This is a genomic window from Magnetospirillum sp. UT-4 (assembly GCF_902729435.1).
GTDB lineage: Bacteria > Pseudomonadota > Alphaproteobacteria > Rhodospirillales > Magnetospirillaceae > Magnetospirillum.
Map to the genome: position 1 here is coordinate 39,797 of NZ_LR746521.1, position 22,970 is coordinate 62,766.

Below are 22,970 nucleotides of genomic sequence, written 5' to 3' on the forward strand. Positions count from 1 at the left end.
TACCGGCTGTAATCATCAGCACCCTAATGGTCCACACAGGCGGCGAAACAATCTGCTTCCCTTAGTTGCGCGATAAATTCAGCGCTCATTTTGGCGAACTACTTTGCCACAAAAACCCACGTAAAATCATATTGTTATCGACGGCAATCTGGAGTTGTTGCGATAATTCATGCTGAAAAACCAAATCATTTCAATGTGATAACCGGCTTCGGCATGGCATGCGTTTGGCGAATTTCAGTCGCATTGATCTTGCATTGCTAAAATAGTTCCCAGCAATGAGCTCCTATGTAAGCCTGTGCGAGCAATACAGGCGCCGTTCCGGAGGCGGCGATCAAACATCCATATCAGGAGGCCGCCAGCAATGCAGCACAAGGACTTCCCGTAGCTGAAGGTCAGCCGTTCAGCATAACGACAAAGCTATGTGACCGGCTGCTCGATTAAGGCCGCCACGGCTCATCCATGAACACACGTCAACTCGACTTTCACTCGCACAGCGGGGAGAGAACCCATGTCTGCGCCCTTTCGTTCCGCACATCCGCCCGATCTCGGTCAACTGACCCGTAACCGGGCACTCATCTTCATCGCCCTCCAGCCGTTCAACACCACTCTGGTCAACGATACGAGAGCAAAGGCGCTGCTGGCCTACGCCGGTTTCAGGTCGTTCGATGTCCTGAACTTTCAGCACACCAGTGGCGCGTTCCACTACCCCCACGCCTTGCTCAGCGCCGGCAATGCCAACCTGAATGTTGTCGTCTCGCAGACCGAGGTGAGCCCGGTGTGGCGGCGAAATCTGGCAGGAACGACGTTCCTTGATAGCGGCGGCTTCTCTGTCGCTACCGGGGCGCTGAGCGTCCAAGAATACTTCCAGCGCCGGCACCAGCTCTGGGCATGGCAGGCCGCCTTCGGTGCCCGACTGGACAATGTGATCGTCGCTGGCATGGATGTGCCTACGGCGGCGTTTCGTAAGCGCATCGCCGCCTGCACCAGCACCCCGGCCTCTGTGACCTCGATGCGGGTCAGGTAATCCACCGCTCCCAGCGCACGGGCGAAGGAGAGGTAGCCAACAAGTTCGCCCATGGCGGTTCCAGACAGAGGATCATCCTCGTTGCCGGAATTCTCGATGAACTTTGTCAGCAGCTTGCCGGCGCTGTCTCCCGTCACCTCACCCAGGAAAACCAACTTGCCATTTTCGGCATGAACGGCCAGCAGCACCGGGGAGGGACCGATAGCCGGCGGCTCGACCGAGGCACTCGCCTTCAGCTTTTCCAGGCCGCGATCGTACTTGGAGGTGTCGCTCGACGAAGCGGCCCTCTCTCGGCGGATTTTGGCCATTCCGGCACGAGACGCCTCGATCCCCTTCCGGCCATGGGCATCGGCCTTATTTTCCAGGAACCACACGACGTCGATGTTACCGTTGGCGTCCGGCGTAGCTTCGTTTTCAATGAATTCCAGTGTCGATGCCATCGTGCTGATACGCTTGCGCATTCGCACTTTGAGCTTATCGGACGCCTTGATCACGCCCTTCTTACCCAGGCCGAACACCGCCTTGATCAGCGGGTTGAACTTGCAAGCCTTCTTAGGGTCGGGATCGACACCCCGGCTCTTGAGGTAATGGTCGTAGTCAGCCGTGCCGAAATAGGCCAGATAGAAGGCATAGGCCAACGCGAGGGCGGCATAGATGCGACGCCACACTTCCTTCTCGCCGGAAGCGACACGGGTCTCCGCTTCGTACACGGCGCTTGCCGCCGCCTCACATTCCGTGGCCTTGTCCATATAGGACAGCTGGCCCGGAACGGCCGCCTCGATTTCCTCGTCCGACATGCCGTCCACATTGTTGGCGGTGGTCATGCCGACAACAGCCTCGCCCTTATCCTGATCGTCGGCCGGGATGCCGGCGACATCGGCGACTTCGACCTGATCTGCCGGGATGCTCTCGGCAGCATTACTCGGAGTAATGTCGGCCAAACTCGCGCTGGACGGCCCAATATTCTCGTTCTGATCAGCGCTCATAGCGATACTCCCCTCATCATTAGTTGTAGCAACGGTGGGATGGATGTCGGTGTTGGTCATGGTGTCCTCCTGTGGATGCGAGTGGGATTACGGGAAGGCGATCGGCGGCGTCAGCGGAGGCGTGGCGCTGCGCAACGTGGCGACGATGGCCGGGACGAGATTTCGTTCGTGCGCGGCGATGTAGCGATCGGCAGTGGCATAGGTCTGGCGCAAGAAGGCCTCGGTGTTGGCGAAGGCCATGACCATCTGCCCAAGCGGGTTCAGACCGCCGTTCAGATTGTCCCCCTGAAGGATGAGGGCGGAGTGGAACGGCGTCCCTTCCAGCACGGTGCCCTTCAGAAGGTCTGCGGTGGCGAGGATTTGCCACGGGGCGAAGCCGCTGAACGGGACGGCAGTCGTGTAGGGGAATCCATCCCCTTCGTGGTCATCGACGAACTGGATAGGAAAACGGTGAATGCCGTCCGACTTCAGCAGGCGATCAGGCAGGCGTTGTGTCGCGACGACATTGCCGGTGCCGACGTAGCGGCTGCCGCCCTTCCCCATATTCTTGGTGGGGTTCGAGGAATCGCACGAGATGGTGAAGTCGGGATCCTGCAACAGGTAGCGAAGCGCACGCTGGATTAGCGAGAAGATCGCGACCATTCGCGCCTCGGTGACGCCGAAGATGTGCAGCCAGTTGTTCCGGCCCGAGAGCATGCCGTCGTGGCACATGTTCCATAGCAGCAGCAGAAGGTCCTCGGGCTCCAGCCACCAGAGGCCACCCAGCGCCCAGCCCTCGCAGGCCTGTTCACCCCAGACGAGAACCTCGTTGAGGTGCTTGATGTGCCGATACCAGTGAACCAGGCTGTGCGGCCCGGTGCCGGCGGTCATCCCCTGAATGACATTCAGGAGGCGGTAACGACCGGGGATGCGCCCTTGGACCTGATCCCGAATGTTACTCTCGGTGCGCAGCAAGCAGTTTTGGTAACTGCCGATGCCGGAGATGGCCGCGACCGAAACCGTGATCGGGCAGTGCTTCATTGGCGGCCCCTCGCTCCTGTCTCCGGGCACCTATTGGCTCAACAAGAAAAAGGCTGGCGACATCACTGGCATCGCCCGCTTCGCCAAGCATGGCGCCAGCTTCGAAGTGCATCAGCCGAAGACGGTCGCCAACACGACGGAGGTTGCGGTCTCTGCCATTGGTATTCAGACGGCCGTGGACGCCTTCAACCAGGCTCGCCGGAAGCAGAGCTCCTCCGAATATAAGGAGTTCAACCTCGACAAGCTCTTGGGTATCGACGAATACCAGAATGCCCTGGCGACGAACCGGGCGCGGCTGCGCTGCGATTTGCAGATGCCGACCATTGCCGAAATCTCCTATCCCGAGGACTGGCAGTGGTTGGCCGAAACGGTCCTCGACGGAGACACCTGCAAATGGGTCTCGAAGACCATGAACACCACCGGCGACAATGAGATCGCTAAGGCAGTTCACGCCGGGACCGACAGAAATCTGGTCAACTTCCGTGTCTCGAACAACGGGTTCCATGTTCTCGACGCCCTCTGTGAGACCGTGGTGGCTTCGCAGTTGGTCCAAGCTCCGATCGGCGACGAGTTGTTCCAGGCCACCTATTCCTTCCAGTCCAAGGACCTGCCGGGGGCGCTGTCGGCGATCAAAGCCCTGCTGCCGGACTCGCCGGTAGTCATGTCCATCGCGGCCAGGGCCATCCGGCTGCGGGCCGAGCAGGACGACACCGTGGCTGAATTCCTGGTCCCGACCCTTGTCAACGGCACCCGCTATCCCAAGGCGGCCAAACTGGGCGGCTTCGTGACGGAAGACGAACCGGAAAACGAGCAGGACGTCGCCTGATCCCCGCCGGCATTCCCCCGGTCGGCGTCAATGTCGGCCGGGGGCATCTCCGAACCAAGGACTACCCCGATGCATACCCAGATGATTGGCTACATTATCAGTTGCCTGCCGAGCAACGAGCGGCGCGAGGAGCGCCTTGCCGCCCACAACCAGCAGATCGACGAGTTGGGCGCCCACACAGACCTGCCGCTCGTGATCCTCGCCATGGGCTACCAGCCGCACGAGTTCCACGACACCCTTGGCGATCGCATCCGCTACATCACCTTGGGCCAGCCGGTACCGCCAGCCGAAGCCCGCAACATCTGCCTGAGGGACTTCTATGCCAGCGGGTATCGCTGGGCGGCGCTGATGGACAATGACGCGGCCCTTTACCACAGCCCCACCCACAACAGCGGCTACCACTTTATCGGGGAGATGACGGCCCAGATCGACCGTTACGACAACATCGGATTGTTCTATCCCATCAACCCCATGCAGACGCCTTTCCGCGCCCGCTGGGAGGATAGCGGCTATTTCACCAACCACGTCTTCGAACGTGGCATCTCGGCAAAGGGCACGCTGGTGTTCGTCCGCAACTTCGCTCAGTTCGGCCAAAAGCCGATCTACCAGGACCCGGCCTTCACCTTTATGGAGGACAACGCCTTCGCCTTCGCGGTGTTGGCGGCGAAACAGACCGTGTTCCAGAACTGGAACATGGTGCTGAAGGAACTCGTCGCTGCCGGCCCGCTCAGTTTCTTCGGGGATATGGCCAGCCGGGGACCTCGTGGTGCGCTGGCCCGCCAGCAGATCGTTGCCAAGTTCGCCACCGACGGCCTTCGCCTGAACACCAACGGTAACCTCAACACACGCGCGATGGTCAATCGGTGCTGGCCCAGCGGCGTGCCCAGCATGGTGGTCGTGCCGAAGCCCGCGTTGCCTGTCATCCACACGCCCTCGCTCGTCGCCAGTTCCAAGAAGGAGGTTTAGCCATGTATGTCGTGACCCTGTCCAACGGCCGCCCGCTCGTGATCGAAGACCGCGAGGTGCCGACCGAACCCCGGACCGCCTGCGAGCGGATGCTGATCGAGTTCCTGGCCGAGAATGCCGTTCACTGGAAAAGCCGGTTCCCGTTGCTCAACATCGAGGATGGCAAATAGCACCTTCCTGGTAACGGGTTCGGCCATTGGGCCGACCCGTTACCGCAAGTAATGGCTTGGAAGGTCGTTCATCCGAACGAGGAGCCGCTGCACCTGGATCGCTTGCCATTTCCCGCCCCTGGGTGTGGGGACCCCAGCCTCGTTCAATTTCGCGGCGATGCCGGTGGCGCTGGTGACGCCGTGGGCAACAAGGTAGTCGAGGGTTGGGGCAAGGTCGGCGGCCCGACGATCGGCCCGTTGCACCGACACAGCCCGCCCCACCTCTGCACCTCGTGCCCGCCCTTCCGCAGTCAGGTTGCCCGGCGAGCCCAGTTGCACCCCACGGGCCTTTGCCGCTGCCAAGGCGGCTTTCGTCCGTTGGCTGATCAATCCGGCTTCCAGTTCCCCGACGGCGGCCATCTGCGTCAGCAGGAAGCGGCCTGTCGGTCCCGAAGGCACATGGGGCAGATCGCAGAACACCACGTCCACGCCGCTGTCGATCAGGTGAAGGAGGAACTTGGCGTTGCGAGCCAGCCTATCCAGCTTGGCGACAACGAGGGTGGCCCTGTGCAGGCGACAGGTCATCAGGGCGGCGTCGAGCTGCGGACGGTCCTGGCGCTTTCCGCTCTCGACCTCGACCAACTCGGCGGCCAGTTCCCATTGACCGCCGTTCAGATAATTGGCGACCGCCTCGCGCTGCGCCTGTAGCCCCAGCCCCGACTTGCCCTGCCGGTCGGTAGAGACCCGCAAATAGCTGACGAAGCGCCCCGAGGCCATGCCCTTACGTTCCCTTCAACGGACGTTTAAGCAAATGTAACGTTAGGTTGTGCAAGGGTCTACGTGGAAGGCGCCCCACAGGTCGGTCGACCCGCACAGCGAAGCATGCTATATAGTGCGTGAGTGTAGGATAAATGGGCCTATAGGTTGAGATGTCCGCGAAATTTGAGACAGAACATCATTGCATAGTCCACGATGACGCTCTCTCTGCTCTGGGAAGAGTAGAAACCGGATCCGTTGACCTCATTTTTGTCGATCCACCGTATAACATTGGAAAAGATTTCGATGGCATACACGATCGCATCGACGAGGTTGAATATTTTGAGTGGTGTTGGAGGTGGCTTGAGGAGTGCTGTCGCGTCCTAAAGCCGACCGGAACATTTTATCTAATGAATTCCACTCAGAATATGCCGGCACTAGACCTATGGTGCCGGGACCGGCTTGCAATATTGTCGCGCCTAGTGTGGACTTACGATAGCTCCGGGGTGCAGGCTAAGCGTTATTTTGGATCGATGTACGAGCCAATTCTGCATATGGTAAAGGATCCAAAGGCCTACACTTTCAACAGCGAGGATATCCTTGTCGAAGCAAAAACAGGAGCAAAACGGGGGCTAATCGATTATCGAAAGAACCCTCCGCAGCCCTACAACACGACCAAAGTCCCCGGGAATGTCTGGGACTTCGCGCGCGTCCGCTTTAAGATGGAAGAGTACGAAAACCACCCATCACAAAAGCCAGAGGCGTTGCTGGAGAGAATTATCCTGGCATCAAGCAACCCAGGAGATGTTGTTCTAGATCCGTTTGCGGGATCTTTTACCACGGGTGCCGTGGCAAAGCGCCTAGGGCGTCGCTCCATCAGCATCGAGCGAAATGAGGCCTATGTAAAAATAGGAGTGCGCAGACTTAATATCCCCTCTTCCTATTCTGCAGATGAGCTAGAGAAGAAGAAGGTTAGGAAAACGCAAAATCTATCGAAGCGCGATCGACAGAAGGATTTAGTCGAGCAGGCCGAACTCGAGCTTGAATTGTAGGGTGAGCTTGCTCTTAATCCGTTCCAGAGCAGTTTCTGGAATTTTATGCGCGACCTCCCTGAGGTCCCTCAGGGTGTAAACATTTTCGAAGAGGGACATGTAGGATTCGAGCTTACCCGCCGCAAACCTGTTCGACTTTTCGGCGTCACTCTTAATACGAGTGATAGCGTCCTCCTTGGTTTGGTCGATCTTGATGACGAATGACAGCGGGAAGCGGTTTACTTTATCGAAGTCGAGGAAATATTTATTAAAATCCAAGGTCTCCGTTACTTGAAAAAAGCGGCCAAGCGGCTGGAGCACGAAATCAATTCCGCCGTCGTTAGCATTTGTCCGACCCGTCCGGTATAACGTTAGTGGCAGAGATTCGACGCTTTGACGCTCAAGGCCAATCCACACCGACATCTGAGAAAAATGCTCAGACAATAAAACGAACGAGGCGACCTCGAACAACCGTGCGTCAGCTTGTGGCGAAAATGCCTCTTCGAGGAAGTCCTTAAGATCCTCTACAGTTTCAATTTCTGCAATATCGTCCAGAATATCGGACTGCTTCTCTGTTAGAAGATCGATATATGCTGTGATTGCCTCAACCAAAAAGGATGCAACGGCGTTCGGGTCTGCCCCTCCGTATTTAAGGAGATCGGCAGAGATAGTGCGGGCTTTTTGTCCGCCTACCGTAGTGGCAACGACCGGTGTCGGCACGAGTTCAGCGGCCTGCCGTACAAATTCGTCATTGAGGCGATTGTCTAAGGGGTGATTCTGCAGTTTTGCCCCAAAAGGCAAAGCGCGCATCCGAGCGAGCAAATCGGTGAACCTAGAGGTCCGCCCACTCAGATAGTCTTCGGCCAACACCAAAAGCGCATATAGATTGCCAAGGGACCGCCTCGCCTTGCTTCCGCGATCCGCTGCCCGGGTTTTCCGCGCAAGGTATTGGACGAGAGGGTGGTGCGGGGGCACGCCGCGAGCGCGCGCAATATCGTGAATAAAGTCCATTTCTCACGAATATCACAGCGCAACTGAAAGGTGAAGGGGCATCAGTCCCGTTGATCAAAGTCCTTCTTGGATCTTGTGCAGCAGGAAGTCACGGAACACAGTGATGCGCTTGGAGTGGCGCAGTTCTTCCGGATAGACGAAATAGGCGTCGAGCTTGGGGCCCTTCAGCTCGGGCAGGATGTGCACCAGGTTGTCGGCCTCGGTGCTCATGTAGTCGGGCAGGGCCGCCACCCCCAGGCCCGATTTCACCGCGCGGTAGATGCCGTAGATGTTGTTGACCTCGAGCACCGGCTTGCGCGACCGCGCCGGGCTGGCGCCGGCTTCCAGCAGCCAGTTGACGTTGGAGACCGGCGGCGAGACGCGCGCATCGTCGCCATAGACGATGACATGGTGGTTGTCGAGGTCCTCGGCGGTCCGCGGCATGCCGTGCTTCTTCAGGTATTCCGGCGCGGCATACACGTTGTAGTGCATAGTCAGCAGGTGGCGCTGGATCAGGTCCGGCTGCCGGGGCGGCATCATGCGGATGGCGACGTCGGCCTCGCGCATGGCCAGGTCCAATTCGCCGTCATAGAGCACCATGGTGACGGCGATGTCGGGATAGAGGTCGAGGAATTCCTTGATCCGGGGCGTCAGCCACAGCGAGCCGAACGCCACCGTGGTGGTGATCTTCAACGGCCCTTGCGGGCGCTCGCGGCTTTCCGTCAGCAGCGCCTCGGTCATCGCCAGCTTGGAGAAGATCTCGCGCGCCGTCTTGTAGAGCAGTTCGCCCTGTTCGGTGAGGATCAGGCCGCGGGCATGGCGGTGGAACAGGGGAAGGTTGAGGCTTTCCTCCAGGGCGCTGATCTGGCGGCTGACCGCCGATTGGCTCAGGTTGAGGACCTCGCCCGCGTGGGTAAAGCTTCCAGCCTCGGCCACGGCGTGAAAGACCCTAAGTTTGTCCCAATCCATGATCTATCGAGCGGGCTCCTCTTCCCAGAGTAGGTCGGTCAGAGCCAGATGGCAGCCTACTACCCCGCTTGAGAAGCTACTTTGCCGCAACTTCATCACGCTGTCCATTCGCGTGATATCCGATCTCCTGCCGGCGAACTCGTTGATGATCAGCCACTTATTGGCATATCTGTGGCGGCTTCAACACCAGTCCGACCGAGAAATCTTCCAGTGCGCGCCGTGGACATCCAGCGGCAGGCCTAGCGTCGATCAAGAGCGATCAAGCCTACCACACCCCATCCGGCACGAACGAAAAACCTATATACTGATAGGCCCGCTCGCACCGCCGCCTGCCTTCCGCCAGCACGGATTCCCGCTCGATGCCCGGCAGGTTTATGACGGCATCCTGATAGACCAGATAGGCTTCGCAATTAGCGCTGACCACCAGCGCCCGGCACACGCGTTCCGCCTCGGGATCGTCGTCATTGTAGGCCCGGATGGCGTTGACCATGCGCTTGTCGTAGCGGTCGGCCTGCTGTGAGAACTTCATGAACGCCTGGATATCCGTCTCGGCATCAATCTTCAGATTGTTGTCGCGGGTGTACAGGTGCTGCTTCAGGCGCTCGATCAGCGTCTGGTAGATGGGGATGAGTTCCAGCCGGTGCTCTTCGCAGAAGCCGTTGGTGGACCACGCCCGCGTCGGGGTGAACGCGAGGACAAAGAGCAGTAAATGGCGAAGCAGCATGGCTCACCTCCGCATTAGCGTAGCGTGAGGGCTTTGGAAGAGCAGCCGATCATTTACGGACGAATAAGGTCTGCGTTCGTAGACAGCTAAATACTTTGGGCATTAACTTTGCGGATAATTCCGCGTCCGAGGGCGCATCCAATGAACACCACTACTGACAACCCCACGGCGGCGGCACGCCGCTTCCTCCACGTCTGGACCACCATGCTGGGTCTCACGGATCGGCCAGACCGTCCCCGCGTGGAACAACTGGTCAAGGACGCATACCGCGCGGCGGGGTTGAGGCGTGCGCTCAGACGAGCGTTTCAGTTGGCTCGCGCGCTGGCATTCTATATGTTGTTGGCCCTGCGTCAGAAGCGCGCCCTGCACGCTTTAGTTTATGAAACATGATCCGCGGTGACGCGGATTGATACACAAACTGTACACAGCGCGTTTCTGCGGCTGCAACTGGTTGAAAAACAATGGAAAATAGCTCCAGAGTTTATCTGTACGACACCACCCTCCGCGACGGCGCCCAGACCCAGGGCGTGGATTTCTCGGCGGCCGACAAGACGCGCATCGCCCGCGAGCTGGACGCGCTGGGCATCGACTACGTCGAGGGCGGCTGGCCCGGGGCCAATCCCACCGACGACACCTTCTTCGCCAATCCGCCGGAGTTTTCCCGCTCCCGCCTGACCGCCTTCGGCATGACCCGCCGCGCCGGCCGTTCCGCCGCCAACGATCCCGGCCTCAACGGCCTGGTCGCCCATCCGGCGGTCAAGGCGGTGACCATGGTGGGCAAGTCGTGGGACTTCCAGGTCACCGTGGCGCTGGGCATCGAGCTGGACGAGAACCTGCGCATGATCGGCGAGTCCATCGCCCATCTGGGGACCAAGGTGCCCGAGGTGATGTTCGACGCCGAACACTTCTTCGACGGCTACCGGGCCAATCCCGGATACGCGCTGCAGGCGCTGCGGGCGGCCCTGGACAATGGCGCCCGCTGGCTGGTGCTGTGCGACACCAACGGCGGCTCGTTGCCGCACGACGTGGAGCGCATCGTCTCCGAGGTGGTGGCGGCCGGCATTCCGGGCGGGCGGCTGGGCATCCACTGCCACAATGATTCCGAGAACGCGGTGGCCAATTCGCTGGCGGCGGTGCGGGCCGGCGTGCGCCAGGTCCAGGGCACCATCAACGGCCTGGGCGAGCGTTGCGGCAACGCCAACCTGATCTCCATCATCCCCAACCTGATGCTGAAGATGGGCTTCGAGACCGGCATCGGCGCCGACGGGCTGAAGAAGCTGGTGCGCCTCAGCCGGACGCTGGACGAGGTGCTGGACCGGGTGCCCAACCGCAACCAGCCCTATGTCGGCACCTCGGCCTTCGCCCACAAGGGCGGGCTGCACGTCTCGGCGGTGGCCAAGGACCCCAGCTGCTACGAGCACGTCGATCCCGCCACGGTCGGCAACCAGCGCACCATCGTGGTGTCGGACCAGGCCGGCCGCTCCAACATCGTCGCCCGCATGGCCGATCTCGGTCTCGACATGGAGACGGTGAAGCGCGACGCCCTGGTCGGCGTGGTCGAGCAGATGCAGGTGGGCTTCGACCCCCGCCAAGTCTCGGACCTGGTCGATCTCATCAAGCGGCTCGAGCACGAGGGCTATGCCTACGACCAGGCCTCGGCCAGCTTCGAGCTGCTGGTGCGCCGGGCGCTGGGCCAGGTGCCGTCCTATTTCCGCCTCGAGCGCTACCGCGTGCTGGACGAGCGCCGGCGCAACGCCAACGGCGAATGGGTGACCCTGTCCGAGGCCACGGTGAAGGTCGAGGTCGGCGGGCGCGACTACATGGAGGTGGGCGAAGGCAACGGCCCCGTCCACGCCTTCGACGTGGCCTTGAGGAAGGTGCTGACCGGCGCCTATCCCGAACTGGTCGCCCTGGAGCTGGCCGATTACCGCGTCCGCATCGTCGAAAGCACCGCCGGCACCGGCGCGCGCACCCGCGTCACCATCGAAAGCACTGATGGTCAGGGCAACCGCTGGACCACGGTGGGCGTGCACACCAACGTGCTGGAGGCCTCGCTGGAGGCGCTGCAGGACTCCATCGCCTTCATGCTGTATCGTTCCGCGGTCGCTTAAGGATCGGGGAGGCCCATGATTGCCGACGAAGCGCTGACCCAGGTGTTGGACTGGATCGCGGTCTACGCGCCGCCGTCATCGCGCACCGCTATCGTCACCGCGCTCAATTCCGCCCGCGCCGAGGACGGCTCGGACCCCGGGATCGTCGATTACTGGCGCACGGTGGCCGAGACCCTGGTCGCCGACGGCCAGCTCGAGGCCGCCCGCGAGGCGCTGAAGAAGTGGCAGGCCCTGGCCCCCGCCGACCATCCCATCCACGCCGTCCTGGGCGGCGGCCCGCCGCCCGCGAAGGCGGAGGAACGGAAGCCCATGGTGCCCCTGCCCAAGCGCGAGGAGCCCAATCACCGCATCGTCCGGGTCATCGACAGCACCTACACCTTCAAGCGCATCGCCGCCCAGTACGACAAGGTCGGCGACCGCAAGGTGGTGTCGGGGTGGGAGGTGTTCCTCGATCCCGACGACAAGACCAGCCGCGCCGTGCTCAACGAATACGACGACCACACCTACGGCCCGTGGGCGGTATCGGGGGTGTTCACCGATTTCGCCGGCGCCGCCGCGGTCGAGGTGGTGGTGCGCTCCATGCAGCGCCACTCGGTGTTCACCTCCAAGAAGTCCGAGACCTCGCGCCGGATGCTGACCAATGTCGGCCTGCCGCTGATGGCGGTGGTGGGCGTCATCATCGGCTATGTCATGGGCGTGCTGCATTGAGCCAGCCGGAAGGCCCCGCCATCATCCTGGTCCGCCCGCAACTGTCCGAGAACATCGGCACGGCGGCGCGCGCCATGCTCAACAACGGCCTCACCGACCTGCGGCTGGTGGCGCCCAAGCCCGACTGGCTGTCCGACCGCGCCATCGCGGCGGCCTCGGGCGCCGACCGGGTGGTGCTGGGGGCGAAGGTGTTCGCGACCACCCAGGAGGCCATCGCCGACCTCAGCCGGGTGTGGGCGACCACGGCGCGCAACCGCTTCATGGTCAAGCCGGTGGACACCCCGCGCTCGGCCGCTCCGGTGATGCGGGCGGCGGATGCGGAGGGCCTGCGCTACGGGGTGATGTTCGGCCCCGAACGCACCGGCCTCGAGAACGACGACGTCTCGCTGTCAGATACCGTGCTGACGGTGCCGCTCAATCCCGAGTACTCGTCGCTCAACCTGGCCCAGTGCGTGCTGCTGGTCGCCTATGAATGGTACCAGGCCGCCGAGCCGACCCTGCCCGAGCGCCACATGACCAAGGGCGCCGAGCCGCCCGCCACCAAGGAAAAGCTGCAGCACTTCTTCGACCATCTGGAACGCGAACTGGATGCCTGCGGCTTCCTGCGCATTCCCGACAAGCGCCCGGTGATGGTCAGGAACATCCGCAACCTGTTCCAGCGCGCCCACCTGACCGGCCAGGAAGTGCAGACCCTGCACGGCATCGTCCACGAGCTGGTGACCTATCGCCACAAGAAGGGCGAGGGGACGAAATAGCGCAGCGACGGCGGGCCTTGGCGCCCGCCCGCCGCTTGCGGGGATCCGGTATCAGGTTCCGACCGGGCCGCCATCGGCCTTGGTGATGGCCACCACCGACGGGCGGGGCGGCATCCTGTCGTCGAAGTCGGGCCAGCGGGTCGACGGGGCATCGAACACCGAATCCTCGCCCGGGTGCTGCACCGCCACGAACAGGGTGGTGCCGTCGGGGGTGAAGCAGGGGCCGCACATCTCGGCATCCTTGGGCACGCCGTAGAAGAACTTGGGCAGCGCCCGGCCCTTGCCTTCCAGGTCGCAGGCATACATGCCGTCGGGCAGGTTGTTCCTGGCCTGGGCCGAGCCCTGGTCGGTGGAGATCCACAACCGCCCGCGATTGTCGAAGGTGACGTTGTCGGGGCAGGACAGCGGCTTGCCGAACTGGGCGGTCTGCGGGTGGTAGCGGGCGCCGTCCTCGGCGCGGCCGGCCAGCAGCAGAACGTTCCAGGTGAACCTGTCGGCATCGTGGCGGGCCCGGCCGGCCTTGCCGGCGCCCGGCGGTGCCAGTTCCAGGATGTGGCCGTGGCGGTTCTCGGCGCGGGGATTGGCCGGGTGCAGCTTGTCGGCCGGGCGCTTGGCGTTGTTGGTCAGGGCCATGTAGACCTTGCCGGTGGCCGGGCTGGCTTCCACGTCCTCGGGGCGGTCCATGGGGGTGGCGCCCAGCAGGTCGGCGGCGCGGCGGGCCTCGATCACCACGTCGGCCTGGGACGCGAAGCCGTTGGCGGCGGTGAGCGGCCCGCGCCCGAACACCAGCGGCAGCCACGTCAGGGTACCATCGGCGTCGAAGCGGGCCACCGACAGGGTGCCCTGGTCGAGCAGGCCCAGATTGGCGCGGCGGTCGCGCGGGTCGTACCTGCCCGTGGAGACGAAGCGGTAGAGGTACTCGAACGCCTGGTCGTCGCCGGAATACACCACCACGCGGTTGTCGGGGGTCAGGGCCACGGTGCCGGCCTCGTGCTTGAAGCGGCCCAGGGCGGTGCGCTTCACCGGGGTGAAGGTGGGGTCGTAGGGGTCGATCTCCACCAGCCAGCCGAAGCGGTTGAACTCGTTGGGCTCCTTCTCGACGTCGAAGCGGTCGTGAAAGCGCGACCAGGCGTAGCGGCTCTTGCCCTTCACGCCCATGCGGGCGTAATTGGCGGCCTCGGCGGTCTTGTTGGGGTCGCCGCCGAAATAGGTATCGACGTTCTCCTCGGCGATCAGCACCGTGCCCCACGGGGTGACGCCGCCGGCGCAGTTGTTGAGGGTGCCGATGACCCTGGTGCCGGTGGGATCGGCCTTGGTCTTCAGCCGGTCGTGGCCGGCGGCCGGGCCGGACAGCCGGATCTCGGTGGAGAGCGCCGAGATGCGGCGGTTGAAGGGGCTGTCGGCCACCACTTGCCACTGCCCGCCGGTCCGGCGGATCTCGACGATGCCGTGGCCGTGGGCGGCCAGTTCCACGTCGACCTGCTCGCGGGTCAGCTTCTGGGTCTTGGTCTTGATGTCCAGGCCGGGGAACATCAGCTCGGCATTGGTGTACTCGAAATTGGCGCACAGCAGGCCGTGGTCGGAACTGAGCGATCCGACCGGCAGCGGCATGAAGGCCAGGAAGTCGTTGTTGTAGCCGAAGCGGGTCTCCTGCTCGGCCGCATTGAGGGTGCGGGGATCGAAGGCGGCGGCGCCGCTGCGCAGCGCGTCGCCCCAGCGGATCAGCACCTCGGCCCGGTAGCCCGGCGCCACCTTGTGATCGACGCCGATGGCGTGCTCGGCCTGGGCGAAGGTCAGGCTGGACGGATCGGACGCGGTCGCCGCCCGGGCGCCGGCGGGCAGGGTGGCCATCGCGGCGGCGGCGGCGGCGCCGCGCAGCACGCTCCGGCGCGACAGCCGCGCGGCGATGATCTCGGCGATGGCGGGAGCAGGCGGGCGCTCTGACATGATCGGGGCTCCGTCACTGTAGGGAGAGGTCCAGCGTGGCGCCATTCTAAGGCCGCCGCGACCGTTCGGTGTGACAATCCGGAAAAATCGCCCGGTCCGGGATCACCGTTCCTGCAAAGCGCGGTCGGCGTAGCCGAGGAAGGGGTCGAGCAGGTAGCGCAGCACGCTGCGCGAGCCGGTGACGATGCTGGCCTCGACCTGGACGCCGGGATAGAGGCGGTAGCGCTGGTCGCCGCTGGTGAAATGGTCGGACCCGGTTTCCAGCCGCACCCGGTAATAGGCGGCGCCGCGCTCGGTGACCAGGGTGTCGGGGCTGACGTGGACCACCGTTCCGTCGATGGCGCCGAAGCGGGTCCCCTCGGTCGAGGCCAGGCGGATGCGGGCCTGCTGGCCGGTGCCCACATGGCCGACGTCGTAGACCGGCAGGCGGGCCTCGATGATCAGGCGGTCGCCGCCCGGCACGATGTCGGCGACGGCGCCGCCGGGGGCGATGATGCCGCCGACGGTGACCACGTGCAGGGTCTTCACCACCCCGTCCACCGGCGAGCGGATGATGGTGCGGTTCTGGCTGTCCGACAGGCGGCGGGCGCGCTGCAGCAGCTCGTCGTGCTCGCGCTGGGCGGCGGCCTGGTGCTCCTTGACCTCCTGCTCGTAGCCGTGGCGGATTTCGGCGATGCGCGACTTGGCCTCGCCGATGGCCAGCTCGGCCCGGCGCAGGGCGGCATTGTCCTCTTCGTTGCGGCTTCTCAGGTTGGACTGCTCGCGCAGCAGGGCCAAGTGGTTGTAGCGGTTGGTCAGTTCGTCCTTCAGCAGGTTCTCGCTGATGCCGACCTGCTCGTCGATCAGCTTCAGCGAGTTGCGGGTGTTGCGCTGGCGCGCCGAGATCTCGGCCATGGCCTGCTCGCGCTGGGCGATGGCCTGCTGCTGGCTGGCCACCGCCGACAGGAAGCGGTCGCGGCGGCTGCGGAACAGGTTGCGGGCCTGGCGGCTTTCGGCCGGGTGGGCGCGTTCCATCTCGGGGGGCAGGGCGAGGTCGGCGGCCTCGGCGGCCTCGGCCCTGAGGCGCAGCAGGTCGAGGGACAGCGCGGTCAGGCGCACCGCCATCTCCTCCACGTGCGAATCGGTGGCGGTGGTCTGCAGCGCCACCAGCGGCTGGTCGTGCGCCACCGCGTCGCCCTCGCGCACCAGGATCTCGGCGACGATGCCGCCTTCCAGGTGCTGCACGCTTTTCACCTGCGACGACGGCACCACCTCGCCGGCGGCGGAGGCGACCACGTCCACCTGGCCGATGGAGGCCCACAGCGTCAGCAGCACCAGCGCGGCGGCGCCGGTATAGAGGAACAGGCGGGCGCCGCCCATGGTGAGCAAGACTTGGCGCAGGCGGGCAAGGTCAAGCATCGGCGGTTACCCCCGCAGCCGCCTTCAGCCGCGGCACCGGCTTGACCCCCAGGTCGAGCAGCAGGGTGGCCCCCCGGGCGATGCCCGGGTCGTTGCCGCACACCACGATGGTGCGCTGCTCGGCGGCCAGGGCGGTGAGGGTGGCGTAGAAGGCGGTGCGGGCCTCGGCATCGAGGCCCTCGGTGGGCTCGTCGAACACGCACAAGCGGCCACCGGTGGCCAATGCGCGGGCCAGGGCCAGGCGGCGGCGCAGGCCGGGCGGCAGGTGGCGGCCATTGGCGACGATGGCGGTGTCCAGCCCGGCCGGGGTGGAATCCAGCCACGCCTTCAGCCCGGCGGCGGCGATTGCGCGGTAGAGGCCGTCCTGGTCCAGCTCGGGATTGGCGGTGCGCAGGATGTCGGCCACGCTGGACTCGGGGAAGTCGGGCTCCTGCGGCAGGTAGCAGACCTGCCGGCGCCACCATTCCAGGCTGAGCTGGCGCATGTCGATTCCGTCGACGGTGATGCGGCCGCGCAGCGGCTCGGCCAGGCCCAGCAGCAGGCGGGCGAAGGTGGTCTTGCCGGAGCCGCTGGGACCGGCCACCAGCAGGGTGGCGCCGGGGGCGAGGGCGAGGGTGAGGTGCTCGGCCAGCGGGGTGGCGTCGGCGGCATGGGCGAAGGCGAGGTCGGACAGCTCGAGGCGGCCGGAATAGTCGCGCACGGCGCTGCCGCTGGCCTGCTCGCGGGGCAGCCGGACGAACTCCTCGATGCGGCGTAGCGCCAGCCCGGCGCGGGCCAGCGGCTCCATCAGCTGGGCCAGCCGGGTGACCGGCCCGAGGGCGCGGGCAGCCAGGATGTTGGCGCCGATCAGCTGCGCCGTGGTCAGCTCGCCCTTGACGCTCAGCACCGCGCCGATGGCGATCACCGCCACCCCCTGCAGCACCGTCAGCAGATGGGTGACGGACCCGGCGATGCCTTGGCCGGCGGCGATGCGGTCGCGCACATCGGCGGCCTCGCCGCGGTGGCGGTCCCAGGCCCGCATCAGCCAGCCGGCGGCGTTGAAGGCGCGCACGCCGTCGCTGGCCTGGGCGGCGTGTCCGGTCAGGGCGCCCAGCGCCGCCTCGGCCGCCAGTCCGGCGGCCAGGTGCCGGCGGGCCCAGCGCTCGCCGGCCCAGGCGAAGGCGGCGGCCGCCGCGATGAAGGCCAGCGACACCAGCCCCAAGGCCGGGCTGATCAGCATCAGCACCAGCACGGTGATGGCGGCGAAGGGAACGTCCAGCAGGCTGGCGAGGTTGGCCGGATTGTAGGTGCGCTCCACCGTCTCGGCGCCGCGCACCATCTCCAGTCGGATGGCGTGGGGGACGCGGTCGAGCACCGGCGCCTTGACCGACAGCAGGGCGGCGAAGGCCGCGCTTCCCCGGGCGGCATGGCCGGGGGCCAGGGCCTCGGCGGCGAGGCGGCGGCGCGCCTCGCGGAAGCCCAGCTCCAGCAGGGCCGCCAGCACCACGCCGACGGTCAGGGTGGCCAGGGTGGCATCGACCCCATAGGGGATGTAGCGGGCCAGCACCAGCATGACGAAGGCGGTGCTGGCCAGGCCCAGCAGGTTGATCAGCAGCGAGGCGGCCAGCAGCTCGGCCAGGCGGGCCGGCCGGGTCAGCAGGCCGCGCAGCAGCGCCTTCATCGCACGGCGTTCTCGTCCAGCCGGCCCATGGTCGAGAGCAGGGTGAAGGCGGCGATGGCGACGTCGGCATCGGCCGAGGCGGCGGCGCTGCTGGCGTTGATCAGGGCGGTCTCGCCGGCCAGCACGTCGATCAGCGAGCGGGTGCCCAGCTTGCGCTCCTTGCGCGCCAGCTCCAGGAACTCGCCGGCGATGTTGGCCTGGTTCTTCAGGTAGTCGGCGCGGGAGCGCTGGGTGTCCAGGTTCTCCCAGGCATTGCGCACCTGCTCCTCGACGGTGTCGCGGGTGTCGGCCAGACGAGCCTCGGCGGCCGAGATGGCGCTCTTGGCGGCGCGCAGCGAGTTGACCGCGGTGAAGCCCAGGTTGAGCGGATAGCTGACCTCGACCTTGGCCAGCATTTCGCTCTGGTTGCCGGCGGTGCCCGAGTAGTTCTGCTTGTTGCGGGCCTCGCCGATCAGGTCGACGCGGGGATACAGCTGGGCCGCCTCGGTGGAATCGGCGGTCTTGCGGGCGATGTCGGCGGCCAGCTCGGCCACCTTCAGCGTCACGTTGCCGTCGCGGGCGATGGCCACCGCGTCGTCAAGCTGCCCCGGGATGCGGTCGGCCGGCACCGGCGGGATCTCGACGGTGGTCAGCTTCTCGGGCGAGCGGCCGAACAGGGCGCGGAAGCGGTTCTGGGCGGTGGCGAAGGCGCCCTCGGCGGCGACCCGGGCGGCTTCGGCGCCGGCCAGCTGGGTCTTGGCCTGCAGCACGTCGGTGGACAGGCCCGAGCCGCGTTCCACCCGGGCCTGCTCCAGGCCGGTCTGGCGGCGGATGTTGGCCTCGGATTCGCGGGCGAAGGTCAGCTGCTTGTGGGCGCGGGCCAGGTTGGTGTAGGCGGTGACGGCATCCAGCACCAGGGTCTGGCGGGCGCCGTCCTTGGTGATCTCGGCCTGGCGCTGGGCCAGCTCGGCCCGCTCGATGCCGGCGTTGACGGCGCCGAAATCCCACAGCATCTGCTTGATCTGCGCTTCGTAGCGCTTGAAGTACATGTCGGTGTCGATGCTGCCGGCCGGCTTGTTCTGGCTCTCACGGCCGTAATCGATGGTGTTGGTCAGCGTCGGGTACCAGCCGCCGCGCGCCACCTCGACCAGCTCGCGGGCGCCGGTGACGTCGGCCTCGGCCGCCTGCATGCGGTTGTGGCCGGGCAGGACCTGGTCGAGCATCTCCCGGAAGGTCTCGGCGGCGGCGGGGCCGGGAACGGCGAACGCCGCCAGGGCCACGGCGGAGACGAGAACGGTAAGGCGCATGACGAAAAAATCCCCCTAGGAAATACCGGTCAAGTTGAGACCATGACGAAATCGGTGTTGTCGATGGTGCCGTCGCTGGTGACGATATCGACTGCGGCGATGCCAGCGGATGCCTCGCGGTTGGCATCCCAGGCGATGGTGGTGCCGGTGGTGCTGGTCTTGGTATAGGCGATGAACAGCGCGCCGGTGCCCAGTGTGCCGCCTCCGCTGATGACGGCGGCCAGCGCGGTCTCGGCGTCGGCGTAATCGGCGCCGGTGATGAACAGCAGGTTCTTATTTGTCAGGTTCGCATTCGCGAAGTCTGCCGGATAGGTCGATACCGAGTCCGCGATGTGACTCCCCGTGCTCACCACGGTAGGCAGTCCGGTGAAGGCCGACAGGCTGAAGACGAACGAATCGTCGGCGTTCGAGAAGGAGGTGACGGTATCGCGCCCCTGGCTGGTGGCGGTGTACATGAACACGTCGGCCCCGTTGCCGCCGGTCAGGTAGTCGGCGCCGGCGCCGCCGATCAGGGTGTCGGCGCCGTCGCCGCCGACGATGATGTCGGCGTTGGCGGTGCCGGTGACGGTGGTGCCGGTGGTGCTGAGGACGGCGATCTCCTCGATGTTGGTCAAGGTGACGTTGGTGAAGTCGGCCGTGGTGGTGTCCGTCGACAACTGCACCTTGTCGGTGCCGCCGGTATCGGCCGAGGCCCAGATGGTGGTGATCTTGCCGGTGCCGAGCTGGTCGCCCTTGACGGTGATGAGGTCGCCGGCGGCATTGGCGCCGGTATCCGACTTCAGGGTGCCGATGTTGTTCAACGTCTTGCCCGAGACGTCGAGGTCCTTGTCGGCGGTCTGCAGGATGCCGCCGGCGGCGGTACTGGTGAAGGTGGTGAACTCGCCCAGGGCATCGGCATCGACGGTGAAGGTGGTGGCGCCGCCGCTGCCGGTGACGGTGTCGAAGCCGCTGGTGGTCGTGGCGATGTTGCTCAGGTTGATGGTGGTGTCGGCCGAGGTCAGGGTCCCGCCCGCGACGGTGCTGACGAACTTCGAGACCGCCGCCAGCACGGCGGCGTCGAGTTCGAAGGTGGCGGCGGTGGAAGTGTTGAGATGGGTGACCGACGACACGTTGGTCCAGGTGTCGATGCCGGTCAGCGACAGCGAGGCGGAGGACCCATCGGAGAACCGAAGCGATCCGCCGCCGCTGGGGCTGATCAGGGTGGTCAGCCCGGTCAGGTCGCCGGCGGACAGGATGAAGGTGGCGCCGGTGTTTCCGGTGGACTCGAAGGTTTCGACGCCGGTCACGGTGACGCTCGACAGGTCCAGGGTGGTCGCCGAGGTGGTCAGTTTGTCGGTGCCTGCGCCGCCGGTTAGTACCTCGACGTTGCTGATGCTGACGGTCTGGCCGCCGGCCGCCAGGGTGATGGAATCGGTGCCGTTGCCGCCGGTCACCGTTTCGATGCTCGAGACGGTGAGTGTATTGCCGATGTCGTCCAGCATCAGGACATCGGTGCCGGTGCCGCCGGTGACCGACAGGCCGATCACCGGAGTGAGCAGGGTCAGCATGTTGCCGCCATTGGCGAGCTCGATAGTCTCCACCCCGCTCAGGATCGCCGAATGGGTGCCGGCGGTGGCCAGGGTCAAGGTATCGGTGCCCTGCCCCATGTTGATGGAATCCGTGCCGCTGCCGTGGCTGAGCGACCCGGTCAAAGTCCAGGTGTTGTCGCCGGTGCTGAACAGATCGGGGTAGTCGGGGAACATGCTGCTGGTGATGGCGTCGGCGTAATCGCTCAGGGTGATCGACACCGCGCCATCGTTTCCGATGGCGAAGGTGTTGTCGCCGGTGGCCGCCGACAGGTTGATGGTCTCGATCCCGGTCGCCCGCCACCCGTCGTTGGGCCCGGCGCTGTCGAGAATCAGCTGGTCGGCGTCCCCCGTCTGGTCGTCGGAGATGGTGTCGCCCAGGCCCAGCGCGCCGTCGATGGTGATCTCGTTGCCCTGGCCGCCGGTGCCGATGATGATGTCGGTGACTCCGTCCGTGACGGTGACGGTTTCCGGACCGCCGGTGAGGTAATGGAACTCCGCGTCCTGGCCGCGGGCGATGTCCTCGAACTCACGGATGATGTCGTCGATCCGATCATCGACGAATTCGTTTATCTGCTGATTGAAAAAGTCAATGAATTCGTTCAGGTCGAACAGCTGACCTTCATCGCCGAACGGATTGAAGGGGTCCGGACCCAGCACCTCGTCCCCGGGGCCGAACAGGCCGAACACGTCGTCCCCCGGCCCGCCGAACAGCCCGAACGCCCCCGGCTCGGTGCCGAACATTGCGGCCATCATGTCGTCGATGCCGCCCAACAGGGCTTCCGGCCCGCCCTGGGGGCCGAACAGGTCGGCGGCGACGCGGGCCATCTCGGCCCGTTCGCCGGCCAGTTGCTCGCCCAAAGCCTGCTCGGCGGCGGCGGCCTGCTCGGCCCCGGCCTGCTCGGCGGCGGCCTGTTCGGTGGCGGCCTCCTCCTGCGCCGCCTGCTGCCCGGCCTGTTCGGCCTGGGCGGTGCGCTCCTGCTGCATCTGCTGCAGCTGTTGCGGGCTGGGCGGCGGCGGCAGGGTCTGCAGGGTGTCGCCGAATTGCTGCTGCAATTGCTGCAGCGGCACGATCACCGGCGGCGGCGGCGGCTGGAAGGCGCTGGTCACGGTGGTGGTGGCGCCGACCTGGGACAGCACCTGGACGCCGCCCTGGGTGCTGACCGTGACCTGGCCGACGGTGCCGTCGGGGTCGGGCAGCAGCGACACGGTGTTCTGCTGGCCCTCGGCGGCGGCGTTGCCGGCGCCCGAGGTGCCGCGGATGCCGAGGCTGGCGACCGGAGTCTTGATCGCCATGCCCTCGATGCCGTTCTTGGCGATCATGCCGCTGGTGAAGGAGAACTGGCCCGCGGTCAGCGACAGCACTTCCTTGCCGCCGCCGGCGCCGGGCTGCGGGATCACCATCTCGTCCACCGCCATGCGGCCGTTGGAGCCCAGCGAGAACACCGAGGCGTCGTCGAAGGTGAGGCCGACCTTGCCGCCGGCCCCGGTGGTGATGACGTCGCCGACATTGACCGCCATGCCCTCTTTCAGGGCGGAGGTGCTGCCATCGACGTGGCGCACCTGGACCGGGCCGGAGACCTTGGACACCGTGCCGACATGCTCCAGCGCCGGCCCGGGGCCGGCGGCCTGGGCGTACTGGGCGGGGGCCAGCGGCCCGGCCAGGCGGGCCGCCCACTGGGCGTCGATGACGGCGCCGGACGCGGTGGCCAAGGCGGGCGGCTGGGGCAGGTCGAAGTAGCCCGGCACCACGATCTCGAGGCCGTCGCCGCGCAGCAGCAGGTCGCCGCCCTCGCGCACGAACTCGGCATGCAGCATCCAGTCGCCGTGCGGCAGCACGAGCACGCCATCGGCCGCATCGGTCAAAGCCAGAGCCTCCGGCGCCTTGACGCCGGATTCGTTCGAGACTGTCGATGCGAGCATTCCCCACCTTTTCGAATGCATGCACTACCCGGAAAGTTTAACACCCGATCATCGGACTATCCAGGTGTTTGATGAACGCCACCATGCGCGGCGTCCGATCGCCGAGGATGAAACTTTTGTGAAGTGGTATGGCCGTGCCACATATTCCTGCCAATGCAGACAATATTTGGCACAAT

At 65.1% G+C, this 22,970-nt stretch carries 19 protein-coding genes; 8 read left to right on the forward strand and 11 right to left on the reverse strand.

From position 1 onward, the window contains the following. Positions 1–702 precede the first annotated feature (702 nt). Together MTBUT4_RS15420 and MTBUT4_RS15425 are read right to left on the reverse strand one after the other, a co-directional pair. Positions 703–2,070 carry a hypothetical protein gene (locus MTBUT4_RS15420; protein WP_173980585.1) on the reverse strand — a complete coding sequence of 456 codons (1,368 nt, stop codon included), beginning with the start codon at positions 2,068–2,070 and terminating at the stop codon, positions 703–705. A 27-nt stretch (positions 2,071–2,097) separates the two neighbouring features. After that, positions 2,098–3,030 carry a hypothetical protein gene (locus MTBUT4_RS15425; RefSeq protein WP_173980586.1) on the reverse strand — a complete coding sequence of 311 codons (933 nt, stop codon included), beginning with the start codon at positions 3,028–3,030 and terminating at the stop codon, positions 2,098–2,100. Between MTBUT4_RS15425 and MTBUT4_RS15430 the strand changes: the two genes are divergently transcribed. The 3 genes from MTBUT4_RS15430 (at position 2,993) to MTBUT4_RS15440 (ending at position 4,992) form a co-directional block, all read left to right on the forward strand. Next, positions 2,993–3,856, forward strand: coding sequence for a hypothetical protein (locus tag MTBUT4_RS15430; protein WP_173980587.1), 864 nt, complete (start codon positions 2,993–2,995; stop codon positions 3,854–3,856). The two genes, MTBUT4_RS15425 and MTBUT4_RS15430, sit on opposite strands and share 38 nt — an antisense overlap. A 69-nt stretch (positions 3,857–3,925) precedes the next feature. Beyond that, positions 3,926–4,822, forward strand: coding sequence for a hypothetical protein (locus MTBUT4_RS15435; protein WP_173980588.1), 897 nt, complete (start codon positions 3,926–3,928; stop codon positions 4,820–4,822). A 2-nt stretch (positions 4,823–4,824) separates the two neighbouring features. Beyond that, positions 4,825–4,992, forward strand: a complete 168-nt coding sequence (locus MTBUT4_RS15440; RefSeq protein WP_173980589.1) for a hypothetical protein — start codon at positions 4,825–4,827, stop codon at positions 4,990–4,992. A gap of 39 nt (positions 4,993–5,031) precedes the next feature. On the opposite strand, the gene MTBUT4_RS15445 is transcribed toward MTBUT4_RS15440, so the two are convergent. Next, positions 5,032–5,748, reverse strand: coding sequence for a recombinase family protein (locus MTBUT4_RS15445; RefSeq protein ID WP_173980590.1), 717 nt, complete (start codon positions 5,746–5,748; stop codon positions 5,032–5,034). 152 nt (positions 5,749–5,900) lie between these two features. Here MTBUT4_RS15445 and yhdJ point away from each other — a divergent pair, with 152 nt between their 5' ends. Continuing rightward, positions 5,901–6,779, forward strand: a complete 879-nt coding sequence (gene yhdJ / locus MTBUT4_RS15450; RefSeq protein ID WP_173980591.1) for an adenine-specific DNA-methyltransferase — start codon at positions 5,901–5,903, stop codon at positions 6,777–6,779. On the opposite strand, the gene MTBUT4_RS15455 is transcribed toward yhdJ, so the two are convergent. The 3 genes from MTBUT4_RS15455 to MTBUT4_RS15465 form a co-directional block, all read right to left on the reverse strand. Then, positions 6,744–7,769 carry a type II restriction endonuclease gene (locus tag MTBUT4_RS15455; protein WP_173980592.1) on the reverse strand — a complete coding sequence of 342 codons (1,026 nt, stop codon included), beginning with the start codon at positions 7,767–7,769 and terminating at the stop codon, positions 6,744–6,746. The two genes, yhdJ and MTBUT4_RS15455, sit on opposite strands and share 36 nt — an antisense overlap. Before the next feature lie 54 nt (positions 7,770–7,823). Continuing rightward, a complete protein-coding gene (locus tag MTBUT4_RS15460; RefSeq protein WP_173980593.1) occupies positions 7,824–8,717 on the reverse strand; it encodes a LysR family transcriptional regulator in 894 nt (297 codons plus the stop codon). A gap of 265 nt (positions 8,718–8,982) precedes the next feature. Continuing rightward, positions 8,983–9,441, reverse strand: coding sequence for a hypothetical protein (locus tag MTBUT4_RS15465; RefSeq protein WP_173980594.1), 459 nt, complete (start codon positions 9,439–9,441; stop codon positions 8,983–8,985). Between the two features lie 141 nt (positions 9,442–9,582). Between MTBUT4_RS15465 and MTBUT4_RS15470 the strand changes: the two genes are divergently transcribed. The 4 genes from MTBUT4_RS15470 to MTBUT4_RS15485 all read left to right on the forward strand — a co-directional run bounded on the left by MTBUT4_RS15470 (position 9,583) and on the right by MTBUT4_RS15485 (position 13,015). Then, positions 9,583–9,831, forward strand: coding sequence for a hypothetical protein (locus tag MTBUT4_RS15470; protein WP_173980595.1), 249 nt, complete (start codon positions 9,583–9,585; stop codon positions 9,829–9,831). A gap of 71 nt (positions 9,832–9,902) precedes the next feature. Continuing rightward, entirely contained in the window at positions 9,903–11,552 is a 1,650-nt protein-coding gene (gene cimA, locus MTBUT4_RS15475; protein WP_173980596.1) for a citramalate synthase, read from the forward strand. A gap of 15 nt (positions 11,553–11,567) precedes the next feature. Further along, positions 11,568–12,260, forward strand: coding sequence for a M48 family metallopeptidase (locus MTBUT4_RS15480; protein ID WP_173980597.1), 693 nt, complete (start codon positions 11,568–11,570; stop codon positions 12,258–12,260). Further along, positions 12,257–13,015 (forward strand): RNA methyltransferase, encoded by a 759-nt coding sequence (locus MTBUT4_RS15485; RefSeq protein ID WP_173980598.1) that lies wholly within the window; start codon positions 12,257–12,259, stop codon positions 13,013–13,015. The genes MTBUT4_RS15480 and MTBUT4_RS15485 overlap by 4 nt, the downstream gene beginning before the upstream one ends. 51 nt (positions 13,016–13,066) lie before the next feature. On the opposite strand, the gene MTBUT4_RS15490 is transcribed toward MTBUT4_RS15485, so the two are convergent. The 5 genes from MTBUT4_RS15490 to MTBUT4_RS15510 all read right to left on the reverse strand — a co-directional run bounded on the left by MTBUT4_RS15490 (position 13,067) and on the right by MTBUT4_RS15510 (position 22,794). Further along, positions 13,067–14,962, reverse strand: coding sequence for a PhoX family phosphatase (locus MTBUT4_RS15490; RefSeq protein WP_173980599.1), 1,896 nt, complete (start codon positions 14,960–14,962; stop codon positions 13,067–13,069). A gap of 102 nt (positions 14,963–15,064) precedes the next feature. After that, positions 15,065–16,360: an HlyD family type I secretion periplasmic adaptor subunit gene (locus MTBUT4_RS15495; protein WP_173980600.1), complete on the reverse strand. Its 1,296-nt coding sequence runs from the start codon at positions 16,358–16,360 to the stop codon at positions 15,065–15,067. Next, complete coding sequence (locus MTBUT4_RS15500; protein ID WP_173980601.1) at positions 16,353–18,020, reverse strand: ATP-binding cassette domain-containing protein; 1,668 nt, start codon at positions 18,018–18,020, stop codon at positions 16,353–16,355. Before MTBUT4_RS15500 ends, MTBUT4_RS15495 begins: the two co-directional genes overlap by 8 nt. Continuing rightward, the gene (locus MTBUT4_RS15505; protein WP_173980602.1) at positions 18,017–19,306 is read right to left on the reverse strand and encodes a TolC family outer membrane protein; all 1,290 of its coding nucleotides are present in this window, start codon (positions 19,304–19,306) and stop codon (positions 18,017–18,019) included. The genes MTBUT4_RS15500 and MTBUT4_RS15505 overlap by 4 nt, the downstream gene beginning before the upstream one ends. Before the next feature lie 29 nt (positions 19,307–19,335). After that, positions 19,336–22,794, reverse strand: a complete 3,459-nt coding sequence (locus MTBUT4_RS15510; protein ID WP_173980603.1) for a FecR domain-containing protein — start codon at positions 22,792–22,794, stop codon at positions 19,336–19,338. Between the last annotated feature and the right edge of the window lie 176 nt (positions 22,795–22,970).